This is a genomic window from Hydrogenophaga sp. SNF1, from assembly GCF_034421675.1.
Taxonomy (GTDB): domain Bacteria; phylum Pseudomonadota; class Gammaproteobacteria; order Burkholderiales; family Burkholderiaceae_C; genus Hydrogenophaga; species Hydrogenophaga borbori.
On record NZ_CP139793.1, the window covers coordinates 2,571,129 to 2,587,917 of the forward strand.

A 16,789-nucleotide genomic window follows, 5' to 3' on the forward strand; every position below is an offset into this window, starting at 1 on the left:
CACATTTTGTTCGAATTCGTTGATGTGCATCAAGTACGCGCCTAGACTGCGCCGCCGTGCCGGTGTTTGGCCGCCACGTTCTGCCCACCCCCAGTAGAGGAATGACATGAACTCCCCACGAATCACGCGACGCGCGCTGGCCGCGGCGTCGGTCGCCGCCGGCCTCAGCGCCGTGCTGCCCTTCAACGCGCAGGCCCAATCGGCAGCGGCACCCAAGGTGCTGCGCCTGGTGGTGCCGTTTCCGGCCGGTGGCACGGCCGACGTGCTACCGCGCGTGCTGGCGGAGAAGATGCGCGACGCCTATCCCGCCGGCATCGTGGTGGAGAACCGCACCGGCGCGGGCGGCAACATCGGCGGCGAGTTCGTCGCGCGCGCCGAGCCCGATGGCAGCACCTTGCTCGTATCGCCCCCGGGCCCGATCGCGATCAACCACCACCTCTACAAGTCCATGCCGTTCGACCCCACCAAGTGGGTACCGGTGACCGTGGTGGCCACGGTGCCCAATGTGCTGGGCGTGTCGAACCGACTGCCCGTGACCAACCTGGCCGAGTTCATCGCCTACCTCAAGGCCAACCCCGACAAGGTGACCTATGCCTCGCAAGGCAATGGGTCCACCTCGCACCTGACCGCCAACCTGTTCATGCAGCTCACGGGCACGCGCATGGTGCACATCCCCTACCGCGGCACCGCGCCCGCGCTCACGGACCTGGTCGGTGGCCAGGTCGACGTCTTCTTCGACAACATCGCGTCGTCGGCCCAGTACCACCAGGGCAAGCGCATCAAGGTGCTGGCCGTGGCCGACAGTCGCCGCTCCAAGGCCTTGCCCGACGTGCCGAGCTTTGCCGAGCTCAAGTTGCCCGACATGCAGGCCGTGACCTTCTTCAGCGTGGTGGCGCCCGCCGGCACGCCCGACGCCGTGGCCCAGCAGGTCCAGAAGCATTTCGCCGAAGCCATGGCCTTGCCCGACGTGCGCGAGAAGTTCGCCGCCCAAGGCGCCGAACCCGGTGGACAGACGCCCAAGCAGACGGCCGCCTTCATCAAGGCCGAGTCGGACAAGTGGGCCCGCGTGATCAAGACCGCCAACGTGACCCTCGAGTAATGCCAGCCATGCCAGACGTGCAAACCATCCGGTGGACCGATCGGCTCAGCCGCGTGCCCTACGCGGTCTATGCGGACGACGGCGTCCACGAGCAAGAGCAGGCGCGCGTGTTCAGAGGCGCCACCTGGAACTACCTCTGCCTGGACGCCGAGTTGCCCGAGGCCGGCAGCTACCGCACCACGCACGTGGGCGAGACGCCGGTGGTGGTGGTACGCGACGCCGATGGCGAGGTCTACGCTTTCGAGAACCGCTGTGCGCACCGCGGCGCCTTGATCGCGCTGGAGAAGTCAGGCAAGGCCGAGAGCTTTCAGTGCGTGTACCACGCCTGGAGCTACAGCCGCCAGGGCGACCTCACCGGCGTGGCCTTCGAGAAGGGTGTGAAGGGCCAGGGTGGCATGCCGCCGGATTTCTGCAAGGAAGACCACGGGCCGCGCAAGCTGCGCGTGGCCGTGTTCTGCGGCCTGGTGTTTGGCAGCTTCAGCGAAGAGGTGCCGCCGATCGAGGAGTACCTGGGGGAGGACATCTGCGCGCGCATCGAGCGCGTGCTGCACAAGCCAGTGAAGGTGATCGGCCGGTTCACGCAGGCCTTGCCCAACGACTGGAAGCTCTACGTGGAGAACGTGCGCGACAGCTACCACGCGAGCCTGTTGCACCTGTTCTTCACCACCTTCGAGATCAACCGCCTCTCGCAAAAGGGTGGGGTGATCGTGGACGAATCGGGCGGCAACCACGTGAGCTATTCGATGATCGATCCCTCGGCCAAGGACGCGTCGTACAAGGAGCAGGGCCTGCGTTCCGACCACGACCGCTACCGGTTGAAGGACCCGAGCCTGCTCGAAGGCTTTGACGAATGGCCTGATGGCGTCACGCTGCAGATCCTGTCGGTGTTCCCCGGCTTCGTGCTGCAGCAGATCCAGAACTGCCTGGCCGTGCGCCAGGTGGTGACCAAGGGCAAGGACCGCGCCGAATTGCATTGGGTCTACCTCGGCTTCGAGGACGACACGCCCGAGCGGCTGCGCGTGCGGCTCAAACAGTGCAACCTGGTGGGCCCGGCGGGCTTCATCTCCATGGAAGACGGCGCCGTGGGCGGCTTCGTGCAGCGCGGCATCGCTGGCGCGCGAGACCAGCAGGCCGTGGTGGCCATGGGCGGCGAGGTGGTGGCCTCGGGCGAAGGCCGTGCCACGGAGACCTCGGTGCGCGGCTTCTGGAAAGCCTACCGCCAGCACATGGGGGTGGCGTCGTGATCGACCTGCTGAGCCTGATGGCCTTTCACGCGGCCTACGCCGACACCATCGATAGCGACCGCTTGGAGCAGTGGCCCGACTTCTTCGCGCCCGATGCGCTCTACCGCATCACCCATGTGGAGAACGAGCAGCAGGGCCTGCCAGCCGGTATCGTCTGGGCCGACTCGCGAGCCATGCTCGAAGACCGTGTGGCCGCGCTGCGCGAGGCCAACATCTACGAGCGCCAGCGCTACCGCCACCTGCTGGGCGTGCCGGTGCTGGAGTCGGCCGAGGCGCCATCGGCGCGCGCCCGAACGCCGTTCATGGTGGCGCGCATCATGGCGCACGGCGAAACGCAGCTCTTCGCGACCGGCGTCTACCACGACCGTTTCATTCGGTTGGACGGCAAGCTGCTACTGGCCGAGCGCGTGGCGGTGTGCGACAGCACCGTCACCGACACGCTCATGGCCTTGCCGCTGTGAACGGCTGCGGGGCAGCGATGAACAAGCCGCGCGTGGCCTTGAGCCTGGGCGATCCGAACGGCGTCGGCCCGGAGATCGCGCTCAAGGCCCTGGCCGAGCTGGCGCCCGAAGCGCGCGAGCGCCTCGTGGTCTATGGGCCGGGCGAGGTGCTGCGCGCCACGGCACAAAGCCTGGGTCTGCAAGGCATGCTGGCCGGCCTGAAGCAGGTGCAGGTGGGCGGCCTGCCGAGGGGCGCGCACCGGCCCGGTCGCATCGACGCCGTCGCCGGCCGCAGCGCGGTGGCCAGCGCCAGCGCCGCCATTCAGGCCTGCCGTGCGGGGGAGGTGCAAGCCGTGGTGGCCGGCCCGCACCACGAGACCGCCATCGCGCAGGCCGGCATCGCGTTCAGCGGCTACCCCAGCCTGGTGGCCTCGGTGTGCGGACTCGGCGAAGACGAGGTCTTCTTGTTGCTCATGGGCGGCGGCCTGCGCATCGTGCACGCCACGCTGCACGAAAGCGTGGAGCGCGCGCTGTCGCGGCTGAGTCCCGAGCTGGTGGCGGCGGCCGCGCGCGCCGGCGTGCGCGCCTGTCAGCGGCTGGGCCTGCCTCAGCCGCGCGTCGCGCTGTTCGGCATCAATCCGCACGCCTCCGAAGGGGGGCTGTTCGGTCCGCACGACGCGCGCTGCACCGTGCCCGCGGCGCGAGCGCTGCGCGAGCAGGGCCTGGACGTGGGTGAGCCGCAAGGCGCCGACGTGCTGTTGGCCGACCACGCGCGACGCCCGCACGACCTGTACGTGGCCATGTTCCACGACCAGGGCCACATCCCCATCAAGCTGCTGGCCCCGCAAGGCGCCAGCGCCCTGTCCATCGGCGCCGAGGTGCTGCTGGCCAGCACCGGCCATGGCAGCGCCATGGACATCGCCGGCACCGGCCGGGCGCGGCCCGATGCCTTGCTGCGCAGCCTGCGCCTGGTGCTGGACCCGTTGCGCGACTGACCTTCTCCTTTCATTTGCCATGAGCCACCAGATCCGCATCGTGGGCTCCGACGTGTGTTTCGGATGCGAGCCCGGAGAAACCATCCTCGACGCCGCGTTGAAGGCCGGCATCGAGATGCCGTATTCCTGCCGCAAGGGCGTGTGCGGCAACTGCGCCGCGCGCGTCGAGGGCGGCGACTTCGAGCGCGGCACCGTGTCCGCCGAAGCGACGCCGCCTGGTCAGGAACTGCTGTGCCAATGCCGCCCGCGCGCCGACCTGGCGATCGCGCCGTCGAGCTGGCGGCGCCTGGAGCCCGGCGCGCGCAAGCGCCTGCAGCTCAAGGTCTACCGCAACACCCTGGCCGCACCCGACGTCAGCCTGTTGCAGCTGCGCCTGCCGGCGGGTCAGCGCGCCAAGTTCCGCGCGGGACAGTACCTGCAGGTCCAGCTGCCCGATGGCGAACGGCGCAGCTACTCGATGGCCAACCCGCCGCATGAAAGCGACGGCGTGCAATTGCACGTGCGGCACGTCGCGGGTGGGCGCTTCAGCGCCCTGGTGGCGGACCTCCAGCCCGGTGACCTGCTCGATGTGGAGCTGCCGTTCGGCCAGGTGGACCTCGATCCCGAAGCCGGTGGCCCCTTGCTGTGCGTCTGTGGCGGAACCGGCTTCGCTCCGGTGAAATCCCTGCTCGACGACCTCGCGAAACGCAAGTCGGCGCGTTCCGTGACCCTGATCTGGGGCGCACGCGACCGCGCTGGCCTCTACCTGCTGGAGCACGCCGCCAAATGGGCCAGGGCCTTGCCGAACTGGCGCTTCGTGGCGGCGCTGGAGGACGGTGCAGAGGCGAAGGCCCTGGGCGCCTTCCATGGCAGGGTGGACGCCGCCGTGCGGGCCCTGGCCAGCGAGCTGCCGCGCGGCGGCGAGGTCTACTGCTGCGGCGCGCCACCCATGGTGTCCGCCGTGCGTGCGGCCTGCGTCGACGCGATGCAACTGCCGGCCGAGCGGTTCCACGCCGACATCTTCGTGCCCGGCCCGGCGGGCTGAGTCCGCCGCGCGCGGGCGCCTCAGGTCAGCGCCAGCGACAGCACCGGAAACACCGCCACCAACAGCAGCACGAACAGCATCGCGACCACGTAAGGCAGGGTGCCGCCGAAGATGGCCTCCACCGACACACGCGGATCGTTCAAGGTGGACTTCACCGTGAACACCGAGATGCCGAAGGGCGGCGTGAGCAAGCCGATCTCCACCGCGAGCACGGTCAGCACGCCGAACTGGATGAGGTTGAAGCCGAGGTCGCTGGCGATGGGCACGGCCACGGGCGTCATGATCAGCAGGATGGAGCTGGAGTCCAGGATCATGCCGAGGAAGAGCACGATCAACACGTAGATCAGCAGAAAACCATAGGGCCCCAGGCCGGCGTCCTGCACCAGGTCGCTGATGGCCACCGGGACGCCCGCCACCGACAGCATGCGGCTGTAGAAGCTCGCGGCGATCAGCAGGATCAGGATGGTGACCGAGACGCTGCCCGTTTCGTGCAGCACGCGCCAGAAGCGGCCCTGGCCCAGGCTGCGCCGCGCCAGCGCCACCACCAGCGCGCCGAACGCGCCGATGCCGCCGGCCTCGGTGGGGGTGAAGAAGCCGCTGTAGAGCCCGCCCAGCACCAGCGCCACCAGGGCCACGATGGGCACCAGCTTGCCGGCCATCTGCGCGCCGCTCAGCAGTGGGCCGCTGACGCGCTGCAGGGCCATGTCGCGCTGGCGCTTGAGGTCGAAGACCATGCCGGGCGCGAAGGTGGCCATCAGCACGATCATCGTGACGAACACCGCGGCGAGCATGAAGCCCGGGATGATGCCGGCGATGAACAGCGTGCCGATGGACTGCTCGGCGAGCACGCCGTAGATGATCATCAGCAGGCTGGGCGGGATCATCATGCCCAGCACCGAACTGCCCGCCACCGTGCCCGCCGCGAAGGCCGTGCGGTAGCCGTGTCGGGCCATCTCGGGCACGGCCACGCGGGTGAAGACGGCGGCCGAGGCGATGGACACGCCCGTGACCGCAGCGAACACGGTGTTGGCCGCCACCGTGGCCACGCCCAGTCCGCCGCGCACGCGGCGCAGCAGGGCTTCGGCCACCTCGAAGGTGTCCTTGCCCACGTTGGATATGGACACCAACAGGCCCATCAGAACGAACAGCGGGATGGTGGCGAAGATGTAGTCGGCCACGCCGTTGTAGGCGGAAAGGTAGAGCAGGCGCATGGCCATCTCCACGTCCTCTCGCATGAGCCAGATGCCTGCGAAGCCAATGCCGATGAGCGCCACGGCGATGTGAACGCCCAGCAGCACGAAGACCACGAGCGCACCGATCAGCAGCCCGCCAAAGACCAGTTCACTCATGCGGATCTCCGAATTCGCCCGCGTGACGCCACAGCGAAGGGATCTGCAGCAGGTAGGCGCCCGCGGCCACCAGCGAGCCGCCCACGATCAGTGCGCGAAAGGGCCAGGTGGGCACGGTGTACACGCCCTGCACGCCGAAGAACTCGTTCGTGCTCCAGGCCTGGGAGAGTTCGGGCCAGGCGATGAAGGCCAGAGCCACGAATAGCAGGCAGCCCAGCAGGGCGTTGCCCACCTCGAGCACGCGCAGCGCGCCGAGCGAGCGCGCGCCGATCAGCCGCAGCAGGAAGTCGCTGCGCGTCATGCGGCCCGAGCAAATGGCGGCGGCGAGCTGCAGGAACACGATGGAGGCCACCGAGCGCGCGGCGAACTCCGCCACGCCCGTGATGGGTTTGTCGAGGAAGTTGCGACCGACCACATCGGCCACGACCATCATCATCATGAGGAAGATCCACATGGTGCCAACGGCCGCGAGCGTGCGCGCGATGCCCTGCAGCGGGTGCGGGTCGGCCGGGGCGGGGGCGCCGCCCTCGGCGGCGGGTTCAGCTTGCTTGTGCACGGTTCACTTTCACGGGGGCGCCCGTCGCCGCGTGGCGCCGGGCGCGGGCGCCGGGGCTCAGCGGTTCTGGCTGTCCCAGTCGCGCAGCGGCTTCACGCCGTGTGCGCGCAGCTCGTCGAAGTAGGCCTTGAGCACGGCCTTGCCCTTGTCGCCCGTGGCCTGCAGCCAGGGCTGCACGATGTTGGGCAGGCCGTTGACCCACTTGGCCTTCTCGGCCGCTGGCAGGTCGGCGATCTGCAAGCCCGCGGCCTTCATGGTGTCCAGCGCGGCGTTGGCCGTCTTCGTGACGTGTTGGCCATGCGCCTTGGACGTGGCCTTGCCGGCCTGGGCGAAGGCGTCCTGCACTTCCTTGGGCAGGGCGTCGTGGAACTTCTTGTTCGCGGCAACGCTGCCGAAGTACATGGAGCCCACGTCCACCCTTGTGAGGTACTTGGCCACTTCATATACGCGCGCCGGCCCGATGCCGCTGGCGAAGGACAGCGCGCCCTGCGTCACGCCGGTCTGGATGTTGGTGTAGTAGGTGGTGAGGGCGCCGTCCACCGGCGTGGCGCCGGTCTCGCGCAGCCAGTTGGCCGAGGTGCCGGGCGCGTTGATCTTCTTGTTGTGAAGATCGGCCATGGTGCGGATCGGGAAGTTGGCGTAGATGTCGTAGCTGTCGGTGATCAGCGAAGACAGCGGCACCATGTTCTGTGCGGTCCAGCTCTCGCGCAGTGCGGGCACCGTGGTGTTGAGCTTGTCGAAAATCTCGATCAGCAGCTCGTGGTTGGTGGTGGCGAAAGGCGTGAAGTAGGTGACGTTCTGCAGCGGCATCGCCGAGTTTTCCCAGACCGTACCGACCATGCCCACGTCAACGATGCCGTCGCGCACGGCGGTGCGCGTGTCGGTGAACTTGTAGAGCGTGCCGCCGTAGTTCTCGCGCCAGCGGATCTCGTACTTGCCACCGCCGGCCTTGAGGATGCGGTCCACCTCGGGCTGGAACACCTCCTTCATGGCATAGGCCCAGATGTTGGAGGTGGGGTGGCTGGAGCCGATGTTGACCGTGATGCGCTGTTGCGCGGCGGCGGGCAGCGCGGCCAGGCCGGCGCCCAGGGCCAGTGCGCTGGCCACGGCGAGGGTCGAAAGCTTCATCTGTCGTGTCTCCTTCTGTTGCTCTTGGGGTGGTGGCTCATCGAGCCGGGTTCTTCTGGGTGAGCAGTTCGCGGCTGGCTTGCAGGTAGCCGCGCACGCGGTCGCGCACCAGGGCTTCGTCGCAGGTGTCGTGCATGGCTTCGCTGTGCACGTCCTGGCCATAGATCCAGCGGCGGATCGAGATGTAGAACATGCCGCCATGCAGGCCCATGAGCAGCTCGAGTTCGCGCTCGCTGGGCTTGGCGCGCGAAGTGGAGCCGCGGAATCGCCGCGTCTCGCGGATCAGGCGCGGGAACAGGCGTTCGCGCAGCATGGCGAAGAAGCGGTCGGAGATGGCGTGGTCCATCAGGCCCGAGAACATGAGGATGCGGACGAACTCGCGCGAGAGCGCGTTGTTCACGTAGTCCGCATAGAAGGTGGTGAACTTGTCCTCGACGTCGGCCTTGGTGTCGTCCAGCAGTTCGTCCCAGCTGTCGCGCCAGCGGCCCTCGAACACGTCGAGGTACACGCGGTCGATGAGCGCCTGCTTGGTGGGGAAGTAGTGGTAGAGCAGGGCGTGCGTCACGCCAATGCTCTTGGCCAGGTCGCGCAACTGGCCACCGAAGCCGTTGGAGGCGAAAAATTGGATCGCACCGTCGACGATCTGGCGCTCGCGCTCGGACACGCTGAGCCGGCGGCGCGCGGGTGCGCCTTCGGCCGCTGTCGCGTCGACTTTTTTTGCTCGCTCAGGGTTTTTCTGTATGCGCACGCTATTTACCGAACGGTCAATGAGACATAGCATTGTTGAACGGTTGGTAAACAAGCGCACCCGTGAAAACCCGGGGGCAGAAAAATCGAATGGAACTCAACGGAGACATCCTCATCGCGGCACCTCGCGACAAGGTCTGGGTCGCGCTCAACGACCCGCAGGTGCTGGCGCGCTGCATTCCCGGCTGCGAAAGCCTGGAGGCCACCAGCGACACCGAGCGCACGGCGCGCGTGGCGGTGAAGGTGGGGCCGGTGCGCGCGCGCTTCACGGGCCAGCTTCGCTTGCAGGACGTGCGCCCGGGCGAAGGCTGCACGCTGCAGTTCGAAGGCTCGGGTGGCGCGGCCGGCATGGCCAAGGGGCAGTCCACCGTGTCGCTGGCCGACGAAGGCGGTGACACGCGGCTGCGCTACACGGCGCAGGCCTCGGTGGGGGGCAAGCTGGGGCAGGTGGGCGGGCGAATGATCGACGCGGCCGCCAAGCAGATGGCCGACCAGTTCTTCGCGGCCTTCCAGGGCGAGCTGGCGCCTGGCGCGGCGGTGCCGCTGGCCGAAACCGTGTCGCAAGAGACCGCGTCCGCTGACGCTGCGCCACCTGCGGCGGCGGCGGGTGCGCCGGTCACGGCCACTGCGTCCGTCGCGCCCGCACCCCGGACCGCGTCGGTCGCCGCGCCGGCGCCGCTCGGCGAGGGCGTGCGCGTGTTGTGGTTCGCGCTTGGCGCCCTGGCCACCGGCTTCGGCGTGTGGATCGCTTCCCTGTTGTCCGCTTGAGGAGGATGCCTTGAAGGCCGCTGCATTCGATTACGTCAAGGCCGGCTCGATCGAGCAGGTGGTCGACTTGCTGTCCCGCCATGGCGACGACGCGCGCGTATTGGCCGGAGGGCAAACGCTGATGGCCACGCTGAACATGCGCCTGTCCGAGCCCGCGCTGGTGATCGACATCACTGGCCTCGCCACGCTGCGCGGCATCGAGCACCGCGGCGAGGTGCTGCGCATCGGCGCGCTGGCCACGCACTCGCAGATCGAGCAAAGCCCCTTGGTGGCGCGGCACGCGCCACTGCTCGTCGAGGCCGCGCCCCACATCGCGCACCGCGCCATCCGCAACCGCGGCACCTGGGGCGGCTCCATCGCCTACGCCGACCCGGCGGCCGAATGGCCCGCCTGCCTGCTGGCGCTGGGCGGCACGGTGGTGGCGCAAGGGCCGGCGGGCGAGCGCCGCATCGCGGCCGACGACTTCTTCACCGGCCTGTACACCACCGCGCTGCGGCCCGACGAGATCGTGGTCGCGGGCGAGGTCCCGGTGGCGGCGCCCGATGGGTGGAGTGGCATGGCCCAGCTCGCGCGCCGCCACGGCGACTACGCCATCGTGGGCCTGGCGGCTTCGGCGCGACGCAGCCGCGGCGCGCTGTCGTCGCCGCGGCTGGCTTTCATGGGCGTGGCCACCACACCGTGGCGCGCGCGCCGCACCGAAGCCCTGCTCGAGGGCAAGGCGCCCGATGAGGCCACGCTGGCGCTCGCCGTGGCCAGTCTGCGCGCCGAGATCGATCCCTTGCCCGACCTCACCAACACCCCCGAGACCAAGCGCCACCTGGCCGGCGTGCTGTTGCAGCGCCTGCTGGCCGCGGCGCGCGCCTGACCCGAAAGCCCCCCGCCCATGTCGGACCTGCACCCCATCCAAGTCAGCGTCAATGGCCACACGCGCCATTGCCGCGTCGAGCCGCGCACCCATCTGGTGGATTTCCTGCGCGAAGACCTCGGCCTCAAGGGCAGCCACCTCGGTTGCGAGCACGGCGTCTGTGGCGCCTGCACCGTCGAACTCAACGGCCAGATCGTGCGCGGCTGCCTCACGCTGGCCGTGCAGGCCGACGGTGGCGAGGTCAGGACCATCGAAGGCCTGAGCCAGAGTGGCGCGATCCGCGACCTGCAGCAGGCTTTCGTTGCGCGCAACGCGCTGCAGTGCGGCTTCTGCACCTCGGGCATGCTGATGGCGGCCAAGGAGCTGGTGGAGACGCGCCCCGAGGCCACACGCGCCGAGGTGCGCGACTGGATCTCGGGCAACTACTGCCGCTGCACCGGCTACCACGCCATCGTCGACGCGATCTGTGATGTGCTGCGCCAGCGCAAGGAGGCGGGCCTGTGAAACGCGACATCGTCAATCTGGAGCCCGGCGTCGAACAGGCCGCGCCGATCGCGCCCGTCACCGAGGACCAGCGCTACATCGGCGCGCCGGTGCCGCGCGGCGGCATCGAGCGTCTCACGCAAGGCCTGGGTCAGTTCATCGACGACATCGAGCTGCCGCGCCTGGCGCACGTGGTGTTCTGGCGCAGCCCGGTGGCGCACATGCGCATCAAGGCCGTGCAGGCCGATGCCGCGCGCGCCATGCCCGGCGTGCTGATGGTGGCCGACGGCCACGATCTCGCCAAGGTCTGCAAGCCCTGGGTGGCGGTGCTGGGCCACCTGGCGGGCATGAAGTCCGCCCCGCAGCATGCGCTGGCCGTGGAACGCGCCTGCTGGCAGGGCGAGCCCGTGGTGGCGGTGGTGGCGGAAACGCGCGCGCAGGCCGAGGACGCGCTGCAGCACGTGGTGGTGGACTGGGAGGAGCTGCCGCTGGCCACCGACATGGAGTCCGCGCTGGACGCCGGCACGCCACCGATTCACGCCGAGCTGGGCGACAACCTGTGCTTCACGCGCAGCCTGAACGTGGGCGAGGTGGACCGGGTGTTCGCCGAAGCCGATGCGGTGGCCGAGGCCACGTTCGAGTTCGGCCGCCACACCGGCGTGACGCTGGAGCCGCGCGGGCAGATCGCGCACTGGAATCCGGCCGAGCAGCGCCTCACCGTCTACCACTCCTGCCAGGCGCCGCACATGATGCAGGACCTGTACGGACGCCAGTTCGACCTGCCCGCGAGCGCCATCCGCGTGATCTGCAAGGACGTGGGCGGCTCCTTCGGCATCAAGGTGCACGCCTACCCCGACGACTTCGCGACCGTGGCCCTGTCCATCCTGTTGTGCCGTCCGGTGAAGTTCGTGGCCGACCGGCTGGAGAGTTTCACCAGCGACATCCACGCGCGCCACCACCGCGTGCGCGGCCGCATCGCGGCCAACAAAGACGGCGAGATCCTCGGCTTCGAGATCGACGACCTCACCGCGATCGGACCCTACTCGATGTTTCCGCGCACCAGCGCCATCGAAGGCAACCAGGTCGTCAACCTGGTGGGCGGGCCCTACAAGCACCAGCACTACCGCGCCAAGCTGGACGTGGTGTTCCAGAACAAGACGCCCACCTGCCAGTACCGCGGCGTGGGCCACCCCATCGCCTGCGCCGTGACCGAGGCCCTGATGGACCTGGCGGCGCAGAAGATCGGCATGGACCCGTTCGACATCCGCGCCCGCAACGTGATCCCCGACGACGCCTACCCGGCCACGGGGGCCTCGGGCATCAAGCTCGAGGTGCTGTCGCACGAGGCCAGTCTGAAGAAGCTGCGCGAGCTGATGAACTACGACGCGTTGCGCGCCGAGCAGACCGCGCTGCGCCAGCAGGGCATCCACCGCGGCATCGGCTTCGCGGTGGTGATCGAGCTCACCAACCCCAGTGCCGCGTTCTACGGCGTGGGCGGCGCGCGCATCGCCTCGCAGGACGGCGCCACCGTGCGCCTGGACCCGGAGGGCGACATCACCGTGCTGGTGGGCGTGGGCGAGCAGGGCCAGGGCACCGAGGGCATCTACCGCCAGATCGCGGCGGACGCGGTGGGCGTGGACATCACCAAGGTCAAGGTCATCACCGGCGACACGGACGTGACGCCCTACGGGGGAGGCACCTGGGCCTCGCGTGGCGCCGGCATCGGCGGCGAGGCCGTGCTGCTCGCGGGCCAGGCGCTGCGCGACAACATCCTCAAGGTGGCGGCGGCCATCCTGAAGCGCGAGCCGGACACGCTGGCGCTTCGCCGCGACCGGGTCGTCGACGCCGGCGATGGCCAGGAACTGCTGCCGCTGCAGGAACTGGGCCGCATCGCCTACTTCCGATCGGACACGCTGCCGGCGGGCTTCACGCCCGAGCTCATGGTCACGCGCCACTACGCGCAGCGCGACTACCCCTTCATCTTCACCAACGGCGTGCAGGCGTCCTACGTGGAGGTCGACCCCGAAACGGGCTTCGTGAGGCTGCTCAAGCACTGGGCCGTGGAGGACTGCGGCCGCGTGCTCAACCCCATGCTGGTGGACGAGCAGATGCGCGGCGCCATCGTGCAGGGCATCGGCGGCGCGCTGTTCGAAGAGTGCCTGTACGACGAGGCAGGCCTCATGCTCAACGCCAACATGGCCGACTACCTGGTGCCCATGTCGGCGGAGATGCCCGACATCGAGCTGGCGCATGTGATGACGCCCACGCGCAGCTCGAAGCTGGGGGCCAAGGGCGCGGGCGAGGCCGGCACGGCCGGTGCGCCAGCGGCGGTGATGAACGCCATCAACGACGCCATCGCGCCCTTCGGCGCGCTGGTGCACTCGCAGCCGATCACGCCGCAGAAGCTGCTGCGGGCGCTGGGCAAGGTGGCGTGAGCGGGGGTGGTCGCGGCGGTGCTCAGCCGCCGATCCACACCGCCGGCAGCCACAGCGACACCAGCGGCACGTAGGTCACGATCAGCAGCACCGCGATCAGTGCCAGCGTGAACGGCAGGGCCTCCTTGAACACCGCGTGCAGCGGCGAGCCCGCGATTTGCGCGGTGAGGAAGGTGATGACGCCCGAGGGCGGCGTGAGCTGGCCGATCATGAGGTTGAGCACCACGATCACGCCCAGGTGCACGAGGTCGATGCCGTAGGCGTTGGCGATGGGCACCAGCACCGGCACCAGCGTCACCAGCGCCACGGCGGGCTCCAGCGCCAGGCCCCAGAGCAGCAGCACGATGTTGATGAGCGCCAGCATCACCCAGGGGCTGTCGGTGAGGGTCTTGAGCGTGGTGGCGAGCGTTTCGCCGATGGCCAGGTTGGCCACCAGCCACGAGAAGATGCCTGAAGCCGCGATGGTGAGCAGGATGATGCCGGAGCTGACCATGCACTCGCGGAAGATGTGCCAGGTCTGGCGCCACGTCAGCTCGCGGTAGAACAGCACGCTGATGACGATGGCGTAGAGCACGGCGGTGATGCCGGCCTCGGTGGGCGTGACCACGCCGCCGACGATGCCGCCAATGATGATGACCGGCATGGCCAGCGCGGGCAGCGCGTCCCAGGCGGCGCGGCCCACGGCACGCAGCGAGGTGCGCTCGGAGTAGGGCAGGTTGCGCCGGTGCGCGACCCAGCTCGCCGCGGCCAGCAGGTACACACCCATCAGCAGGCCCGGGATGGCGCCGGCCAGGAACAGCTGGCCCACCGACACGTCGCTCACCAGGGCGTACACCACGAAGGCGATGGAGGGCGGAATGATGGGGCCCATGGTGGACGCGGCGGCCACCACGGCGGCGGCGTAGGCGCCGGGGTAGCCCTTGTCCTTCATGGCCGGGATCATCGAGGAGCCGATGGCCGAGGCGTCGGCCACTGCCGAGCCTGACACGCCCGAGAACACCATGCTCGCCAGGATGGCCACGTGCGACAGGCCGCCGCGGATGTGGCCCACCGCCGCCGAGGCGAAGTTGAGCAGCCGGCGCGTGATGCCGCCGGTGTTCATGAGCTCGCCCGCGAGGAAGAAGAAGGGGATGGCCAGGAAGGCGAAGGAGTCCATGCCTTGCACCATGGACGAGGCCACGATGTTGAGCGGCACGGCCCCGCCGCTGCAGGCGATGAAGACCAGCGCCGCCAGGCCCATGGCGAAGAACACCGGCACGCCGATGACCGCGAAGGCCATGAAAGCGGCCATCAGGATGCCGAAGAGGATCAGCTGTTGCATCAGGCCGCTCCGCGAACGCCGCTCCACTGCTGCCACAGCTTGTCCAGCAGCGCCAGCGCCATCAGCGCCGCGCCCACCGGCAGCGACCAGTACAGCAGCGGCTGCGTGGCCGGCATGGAGGTGAAGGGGATGCCCTCCATGGCATCGATGACGAGGCGGCTTTCCCAGCCGTAGACCGCCACGAACACCAGCGAGAGCAGCAGCGCCAATGTGCGCATCAGGGCGCGCTTGCGCTCGGACATGGCCAGGCCCAGGAAGTCGGCCGAGAGGTGGCTGTCGCGGCGCACGCCCACGTAGCCGGTGAGCATGGTGGCCCAGATCATGAGCACCACGCTGAATTCGGTGGCCCAGGGCAGGGGGATGTCCGCGAGCTCGCGCAGCAGGATCTGGCCGCCCCCCACCAGCACGAGGACCAGCAGGCAGGCGCCCAGAAGGGCCAGCATCACCCGGTCGAGCCAGCCGAGCAGCCGGTTCATTTGACGGCCCGGATTTTCTCGATCGTGCCCTTGGACCAGAGCTGGCCGTCGAAGCCCGTGATCACCTTGTCGGCCGCCTGGCGGAAGGCGGCGAGGTCGGGCTCGACGATCTCCATGCCATTGGCCTTGAGCGTGTCGATGGACTTGGTGGCCACGTCCCAGGTCATCTGGCTGGCCCACTTCTCGGTGGCGGCCACGGCCTCGGTCATGGCCTTCTGCTGGGCCGGCGACAGGCGCGACCACTTGTCCGCGGCCATCAGCACCATCAGGCCCGACTGGATGTAGTCGATGCGCATGGCGTACTTCTGCACCTCGTAGTACTTGGCGCCGGCGATGGCGTCGAAGCCGTTGTCCTGGCCGTCGACCAGGCCCTGCTTCATGGCGAGGTAGAGCTCGGCCGCGGGCACGGGCGTGGGCGCGGCGCCCCAGCCCTTCATCACTTCCAGGATGGCGGGCGTCTCGGGCACGCGCACCTTCAGGCCTTTCATGTCATCGGGCTTGAGCACCTTGCGGTTGGACGTGGTGAGCTGGCGCGGCGAGCGGTCGGACACGTAGCCCACGTACTTGAAGCCGGCTTCCTTCTCCACCGGCGCCAGCATCTGGCGGAAGGTGTCGGACTGCATGAAGGCCTTGAAGTGCGCGTGGTCGCGGAACACATAGGGCGCGAACAGGGCGTTGAAGTCCTTGCCGCCCTTGGCCAGCGCCAGCGTGCCGGTGTCGGCCAGCATCATGTCGATCTGGCCGGTGCGCAGGCCCGCGTAGTTCTGCGGCAGGCTGCCGAGCTGCCCGGCGCCGAAGGACTGCACCTTGAGTTCGCCGTTGCTGCGGTCGGCCACTTCTTTCGCGTAGTGGTCGGCAATGGGCCCCCACACCGGCGGTGGTGCGACGTAGGCCATGCGCAGCGCGGGTTGCGCGGTCGCGGCGAAGGCGAGGCTGGCGAGCGCGAGCCCGGCCAGCAAGGGGCGGATGCGTTTCATGGCGTGGTCTCCTGTTGGGGTGGCATGGGGCGCTGGGCTTGCCGGGCGGCCACGTAGTCCCGGTAAGGGGTGCCGTTGGACACCAGCATGCCGCCATCAACGTCGATGGTGCTGCCGGTGATCATGGCGGCGGCGGGGGAAAGCAGGAAGGCGATGGACTCGGCCACGTCCGCGGCCTCGACCCAGCGGCCCAGGGGCACGGTCTCGGCCACGGCGGCGATGCGCTCGGCGCTGAGGCTGCGGTGGATCATGGGCGTGAGCGTGGGGCCGGGGCACACGGCGTTCACGCGGATGCGCCGGCCCGAGAGTTCGAAGGCCATGTGGCGCGTGAAGGCAAGCACCGCGCCCTTGGACGCGGTGTAGGCCGCGTCGCCCGAATAGGACATGCGCTTGCCCGCGATGGAGGCCACGTTGACCACCGAGCCGCCGTCGCGCATGAGCGGCGCGGCCTCGCGCAGACAGAGCATGGTGCCGCGCAGGTTCACGTCGAGCACGCGGTCCCAGTCGGTCACGGTCATGTCGTCGAGCAGGTGGCGCGATTCGATGCCGGCGCTGTTCACCAGGCCGCCGATGCGGCCGAAGCGCTGCGCGATGGCAAGAAAGGCGGCGCACACCGCGTCCTCGCGCGCCAGGTCGCAGGCGATGTGCGTGAGGCGCCCGTCGGCCACCGCGCCCGCGAGCGTGGCGTCCGGCACGGCGGCGCGGTCGAGCGTGACCACCTGGTGGCCGCGCCGCGCGAGCAGGGCGGCGGTGGCGGCGCCGATGCCGCTGGCGCCGCCGGTGACCACGCTCACCGGCGCGTCGTCGGAGGTCGAAACAAAAGACATGACAGCATCCTCGGTTCGGCCATATAGTAACGATCGTTACCAAATACCGAACCCT

At 69.1% G+C, this 16,789-nt stretch carries 17 protein-coding genes; 9 read left to right on the forward strand and 8 right to left on the reverse strand.

Annotated elements, in window-relative coordinates; genetic code table 11:
* Positions 1 to 106 precede the first annotated feature (106 nt).
* Genes SOM08_RS12230 through SOM08_RS12250 form a run of 5 tightly spaced genes read left to right on the forward strand, consistent with a single transcriptional unit; the run spans position 107 to position 4,802 of the window.
* On the forward strand, positions 107 to 1,099 hold the full coding sequence (locus tag SOM08_RS12230) for a Bug family tripartite tricarboxylate transporter substrate binding protein (protein ID WP_116960468.1): 993 nt from the start codon (positions 107 to 109) through the stop codon (positions 1,097 to 1,099).
* Between the two features lie 8 nt (positions 1,100 to 1,107).
* Complete coding sequence (locus SOM08_RS12235; protein ID WP_116960469.1) at positions 1,108 to 2,343, forward strand: aromatic ring-hydroxylating dioxygenase subunit alpha; 1,236 nt, start codon at positions 1,108 to 1,110, stop codon at positions 2,341 to 2,343.
* A 17-nt stretch (positions 2,344 to 2,360) separates the two neighbouring features.
* Complete coding sequence (locus tag SOM08_RS12240) at positions 2,361 to 2,804, forward strand: aromatic-ring-hydroxylating dioxygenase subunit beta (protein ID WP_416187017.1); 444 nt, start codon at positions 2,361 to 2,363, stop codon at positions 2,802 to 2,804.
* Positions 2,805 to 2,821: 17 nt separating this feature from the next.
* On the forward strand, positions 2,822 to 3,778 hold the full coding sequence (locus SOM08_RS12245) for a PdxA family dehydrogenase (RefSeq protein ID WP_322469021.1): 957 nt from the start codon (positions 2,822 to 2,824) through the stop codon (positions 3,776 to 3,778).
* A gap of 19 nt (positions 3,779 to 3,797) precedes the next feature.
* Entirely contained in the window at positions 3,798 to 4,802 is a 1,005-nt protein-coding gene (locus SOM08_RS12250) for a 2Fe-2S iron-sulfur cluster-binding protein (RefSeq protein ID WP_322469022.1), read from the forward strand.
* A 20-nt stretch (positions 4,803 to 4,822) separates the two neighbouring features.
* Here the strand turns inward: SOM08_RS12250 and SOM08_RS12255 are convergent, their stop codons facing one another.
* The 4 genes from SOM08_RS12255 to SOM08_RS12270 are packed head-to-tail and all read right to left on the reverse strand — an operon-like array spanning position 4,823 to position 8,583.
* Entirely contained in the window at positions 4,823 to 6,151 is a 1,329-nt protein-coding gene (locus SOM08_RS12255) for a TRAP transporter large permease (RefSeq protein ID WP_322469023.1), read from the reverse strand.
* Positions 6,144 to 6,707 carry a TRAP transporter small permease subunit gene (locus SOM08_RS12260; RefSeq protein WP_116960474.1) on the reverse strand — a complete coding sequence of 188 codons (564 nt, stop codon included), beginning with the start codon at positions 6,705 to 6,707 and terminating at the stop codon, positions 6,144 to 6,146. Before SOM08_RS12260 ends, SOM08_RS12255 begins: the two co-directional genes overlap by 8 nt.
* Positions 6,708 to 6,764: 57 nt before the next feature.
* Positions 6,765 to 7,835 (reverse strand): C4-dicarboxylate TRAP transporter substrate-binding protein, encoded by a 1,071-nt coding sequence (locus SOM08_RS12265; protein ID WP_116960475.1) that lies wholly within the window; start codon positions 7,833 to 7,835, stop codon positions 6,765 to 6,767.
* Between the two features lie 37 nt (positions 7,836 to 7,872).
* On the reverse strand, positions 7,873 to 8,583 hold the full coding sequence (locus SOM08_RS12270; RefSeq protein WP_322469024.1) for a TetR/AcrR family transcriptional regulator: 711 nt from the start codon (positions 8,581 to 8,583) through the stop codon (positions 7,873 to 7,875).
* 89 nt (positions 8,584 to 8,672) lie between these two features.
* On the opposite strand from SOM08_RS12270, the gene SOM08_RS12275 reads away from it, so the two are divergent.
* The 4 genes from SOM08_RS12275 to SOM08_RS12290 are packed head-to-tail and all read left to right on the forward strand — an operon-like array spanning position 8,673 to position 13,133.
* Positions 8,673 to 9,350, forward strand: coding sequence for a carbon monoxide dehydrogenase subunit G (locus SOM08_RS12275; RefSeq protein ID WP_322469025.1), 678 nt, complete (start codon positions 8,673 to 8,675; stop codon positions 9,348 to 9,350).
* Between the two features lie 10 nt (positions 9,351 to 9,360).
* A complete protein-coding gene (locus tag SOM08_RS12280; protein ID WP_116960478.1) occupies positions 9,361 to 10,215 on the forward strand; it encodes an FAD binding domain-containing protein in 855 nt (284 codons plus the stop codon).
* Between the two features lie 18 nt (positions 10,216 to 10,233).
* Complete coding sequence (locus SOM08_RS12285) at positions 10,234 to 10,719, forward strand: (2Fe-2S)-binding protein (protein WP_116960479.1); 486 nt, start codon at positions 10,234 to 10,236, stop codon at positions 10,717 to 10,719.
* A complete protein-coding gene (locus SOM08_RS12290) occupies positions 10,716 to 13,133 on the forward strand; it encodes a xanthine dehydrogenase family protein molybdopterin-binding subunit (RefSeq protein ID WP_322469026.1) in 2,418 nt (805 codons plus the stop codon). Before SOM08_RS12285 ends, SOM08_RS12290 begins: the two co-directional genes overlap by 4 nt.
* Before the next feature lie 22 nt (positions 13,134 to 13,155).
* On the opposite strand, the gene SOM08_RS12295 is transcribed toward SOM08_RS12290, so the two are convergent.
* Genes SOM08_RS12295 through SOM08_RS12310 form a run of 4 tightly spaced genes read right to left on the reverse strand, consistent with a single transcriptional unit; the run spans position 13,156 to position 16,734 of the window.
* Entirely contained in the window at positions 13,156 to 14,454 is a 1,299-nt protein-coding gene (locus SOM08_RS12295) for a TRAP transporter large permease (protein WP_116960484.1), read from the reverse strand.
* On the reverse strand, positions 14,454 to 14,930 hold the full coding sequence (locus SOM08_RS12300; RefSeq protein ID WP_116960485.1) for a TRAP transporter small permease: 477 nt from the start codon (positions 14,928 to 14,930) through the stop codon (positions 14,454 to 14,456). Before SOM08_RS12300 ends, SOM08_RS12295 begins: the two co-directional genes overlap by 1 nt.
* On the reverse strand, positions 14,927 to 15,907 hold the full coding sequence (locus SOM08_RS12305) for a TRAP transporter substrate-binding protein (RefSeq protein ID WP_116960486.1): 981 nt from the start codon (positions 15,905 to 15,907) through the stop codon (positions 14,927 to 14,929). The genes SOM08_RS12300 and SOM08_RS12305 overlap by 4 nt, the downstream gene beginning before the upstream one ends.
* A complete protein-coding gene (locus SOM08_RS12310) occupies positions 15,904 to 16,734 on the reverse strand; it encodes an SDR family NAD(P)-dependent oxidoreductase (protein ID WP_116960487.1) in 831 nt (276 codons plus the stop codon). The genes SOM08_RS12305 and SOM08_RS12310 overlap by 4 nt, the downstream gene beginning before the upstream one ends.
* Positions 16,735 to 16,789 lie beyond the last annotated feature (55 nt).

Bases quoted from the DNA above. Each gene is read 5' to 3' on its own strand.
- SOM08_RS12275 (WP_322469025.1), top strand. From the start codon at position 8,673: ATGGAACTCAACGGAGACATCCTCATCGCGGCACCTCGCGACAAGGTC.
- SOM08_RS12265 (WP_116960475.1), bottom strand. From the start codon at position 7,835: ATGAAGCTTTCGACCCTCGCCGTGGCCAGCGCACTGGCCCTGGGCGCC.
- SOM08_RS12300 (WP_116960485.1), bottom strand. From the start codon at position 14,930: ATGAACCGGCTGCTCGGCTGGCTCGACCGGGTGATGCTGGCCCTTCTG.
- SOM08_RS12285 (WP_116960479.1), top strand. From the start codon at position 10,234: ATGTCGGACCTGCACCCCATCCAAGTCAGCGTCAATGGCCACACGCGC.
- SOM08_RS12310 (WP_116960487.1), bottom strand. From the start codon at position 16,734: ATGTCTTTTGTTTCGACCTCCGACGACGCGCCGGTGAGCGTGGTCACC.
- SOM08_RS12230 (WP_116960468.1), top strand. From the start codon at position 107: ATGAACTCCCCACGAATCACGCGACGCGCGCTGGCCGCGGCGTCGGTC.
- SOM08_RS12305 (WP_116960486.1), bottom strand. From the start codon at position 15,907: ATGAAACGCATCCGCCCCTTGCTGGCCGGGCTCGCGCTCGCCAGCCTC.
- SOM08_RS12250 (WP_322469022.1), top strand. From the start codon at position 3,798: ATGAGCCACCAGATCCGCATCGTGGGCTCCGACGTGTGTTTCGGATGC.
- SOM08_RS12240 (WP_416187017.1), top strand. From the start codon at position 2,361: ATGGCCTTTCACGCGGCCTACGCCGACACCATCGATAGCGACCGCTTG.
- SOM08_RS12255 (WP_322469023.1), bottom strand. From the start codon at position 6,151: ATGAGTGAACTGGTCTTTGGCGGGCTGCTGATCGGTGCGCTCGTGGTC.
- SOM08_RS12295 (WP_116960484.1), bottom strand. From the start codon at position 14,454: ATGCAACAGCTGATCCTCTTCGGCATCCTGATGGCCGCTTTCATGGCC.
- SOM08_RS12245 (WP_322469021.1), top strand. From the start codon at position 2,822: ATGAACAAGCCGCGCGTGGCCTTGAGCCTGGGCGATCCGAACGGCGTC.
- SOM08_RS12235 (WP_116960469.1), top strand. From the start codon at position 1,108: ATGCCAGACGTGCAAACCATCCGGTGGACCGATCGGCTCAGCCGCGTG.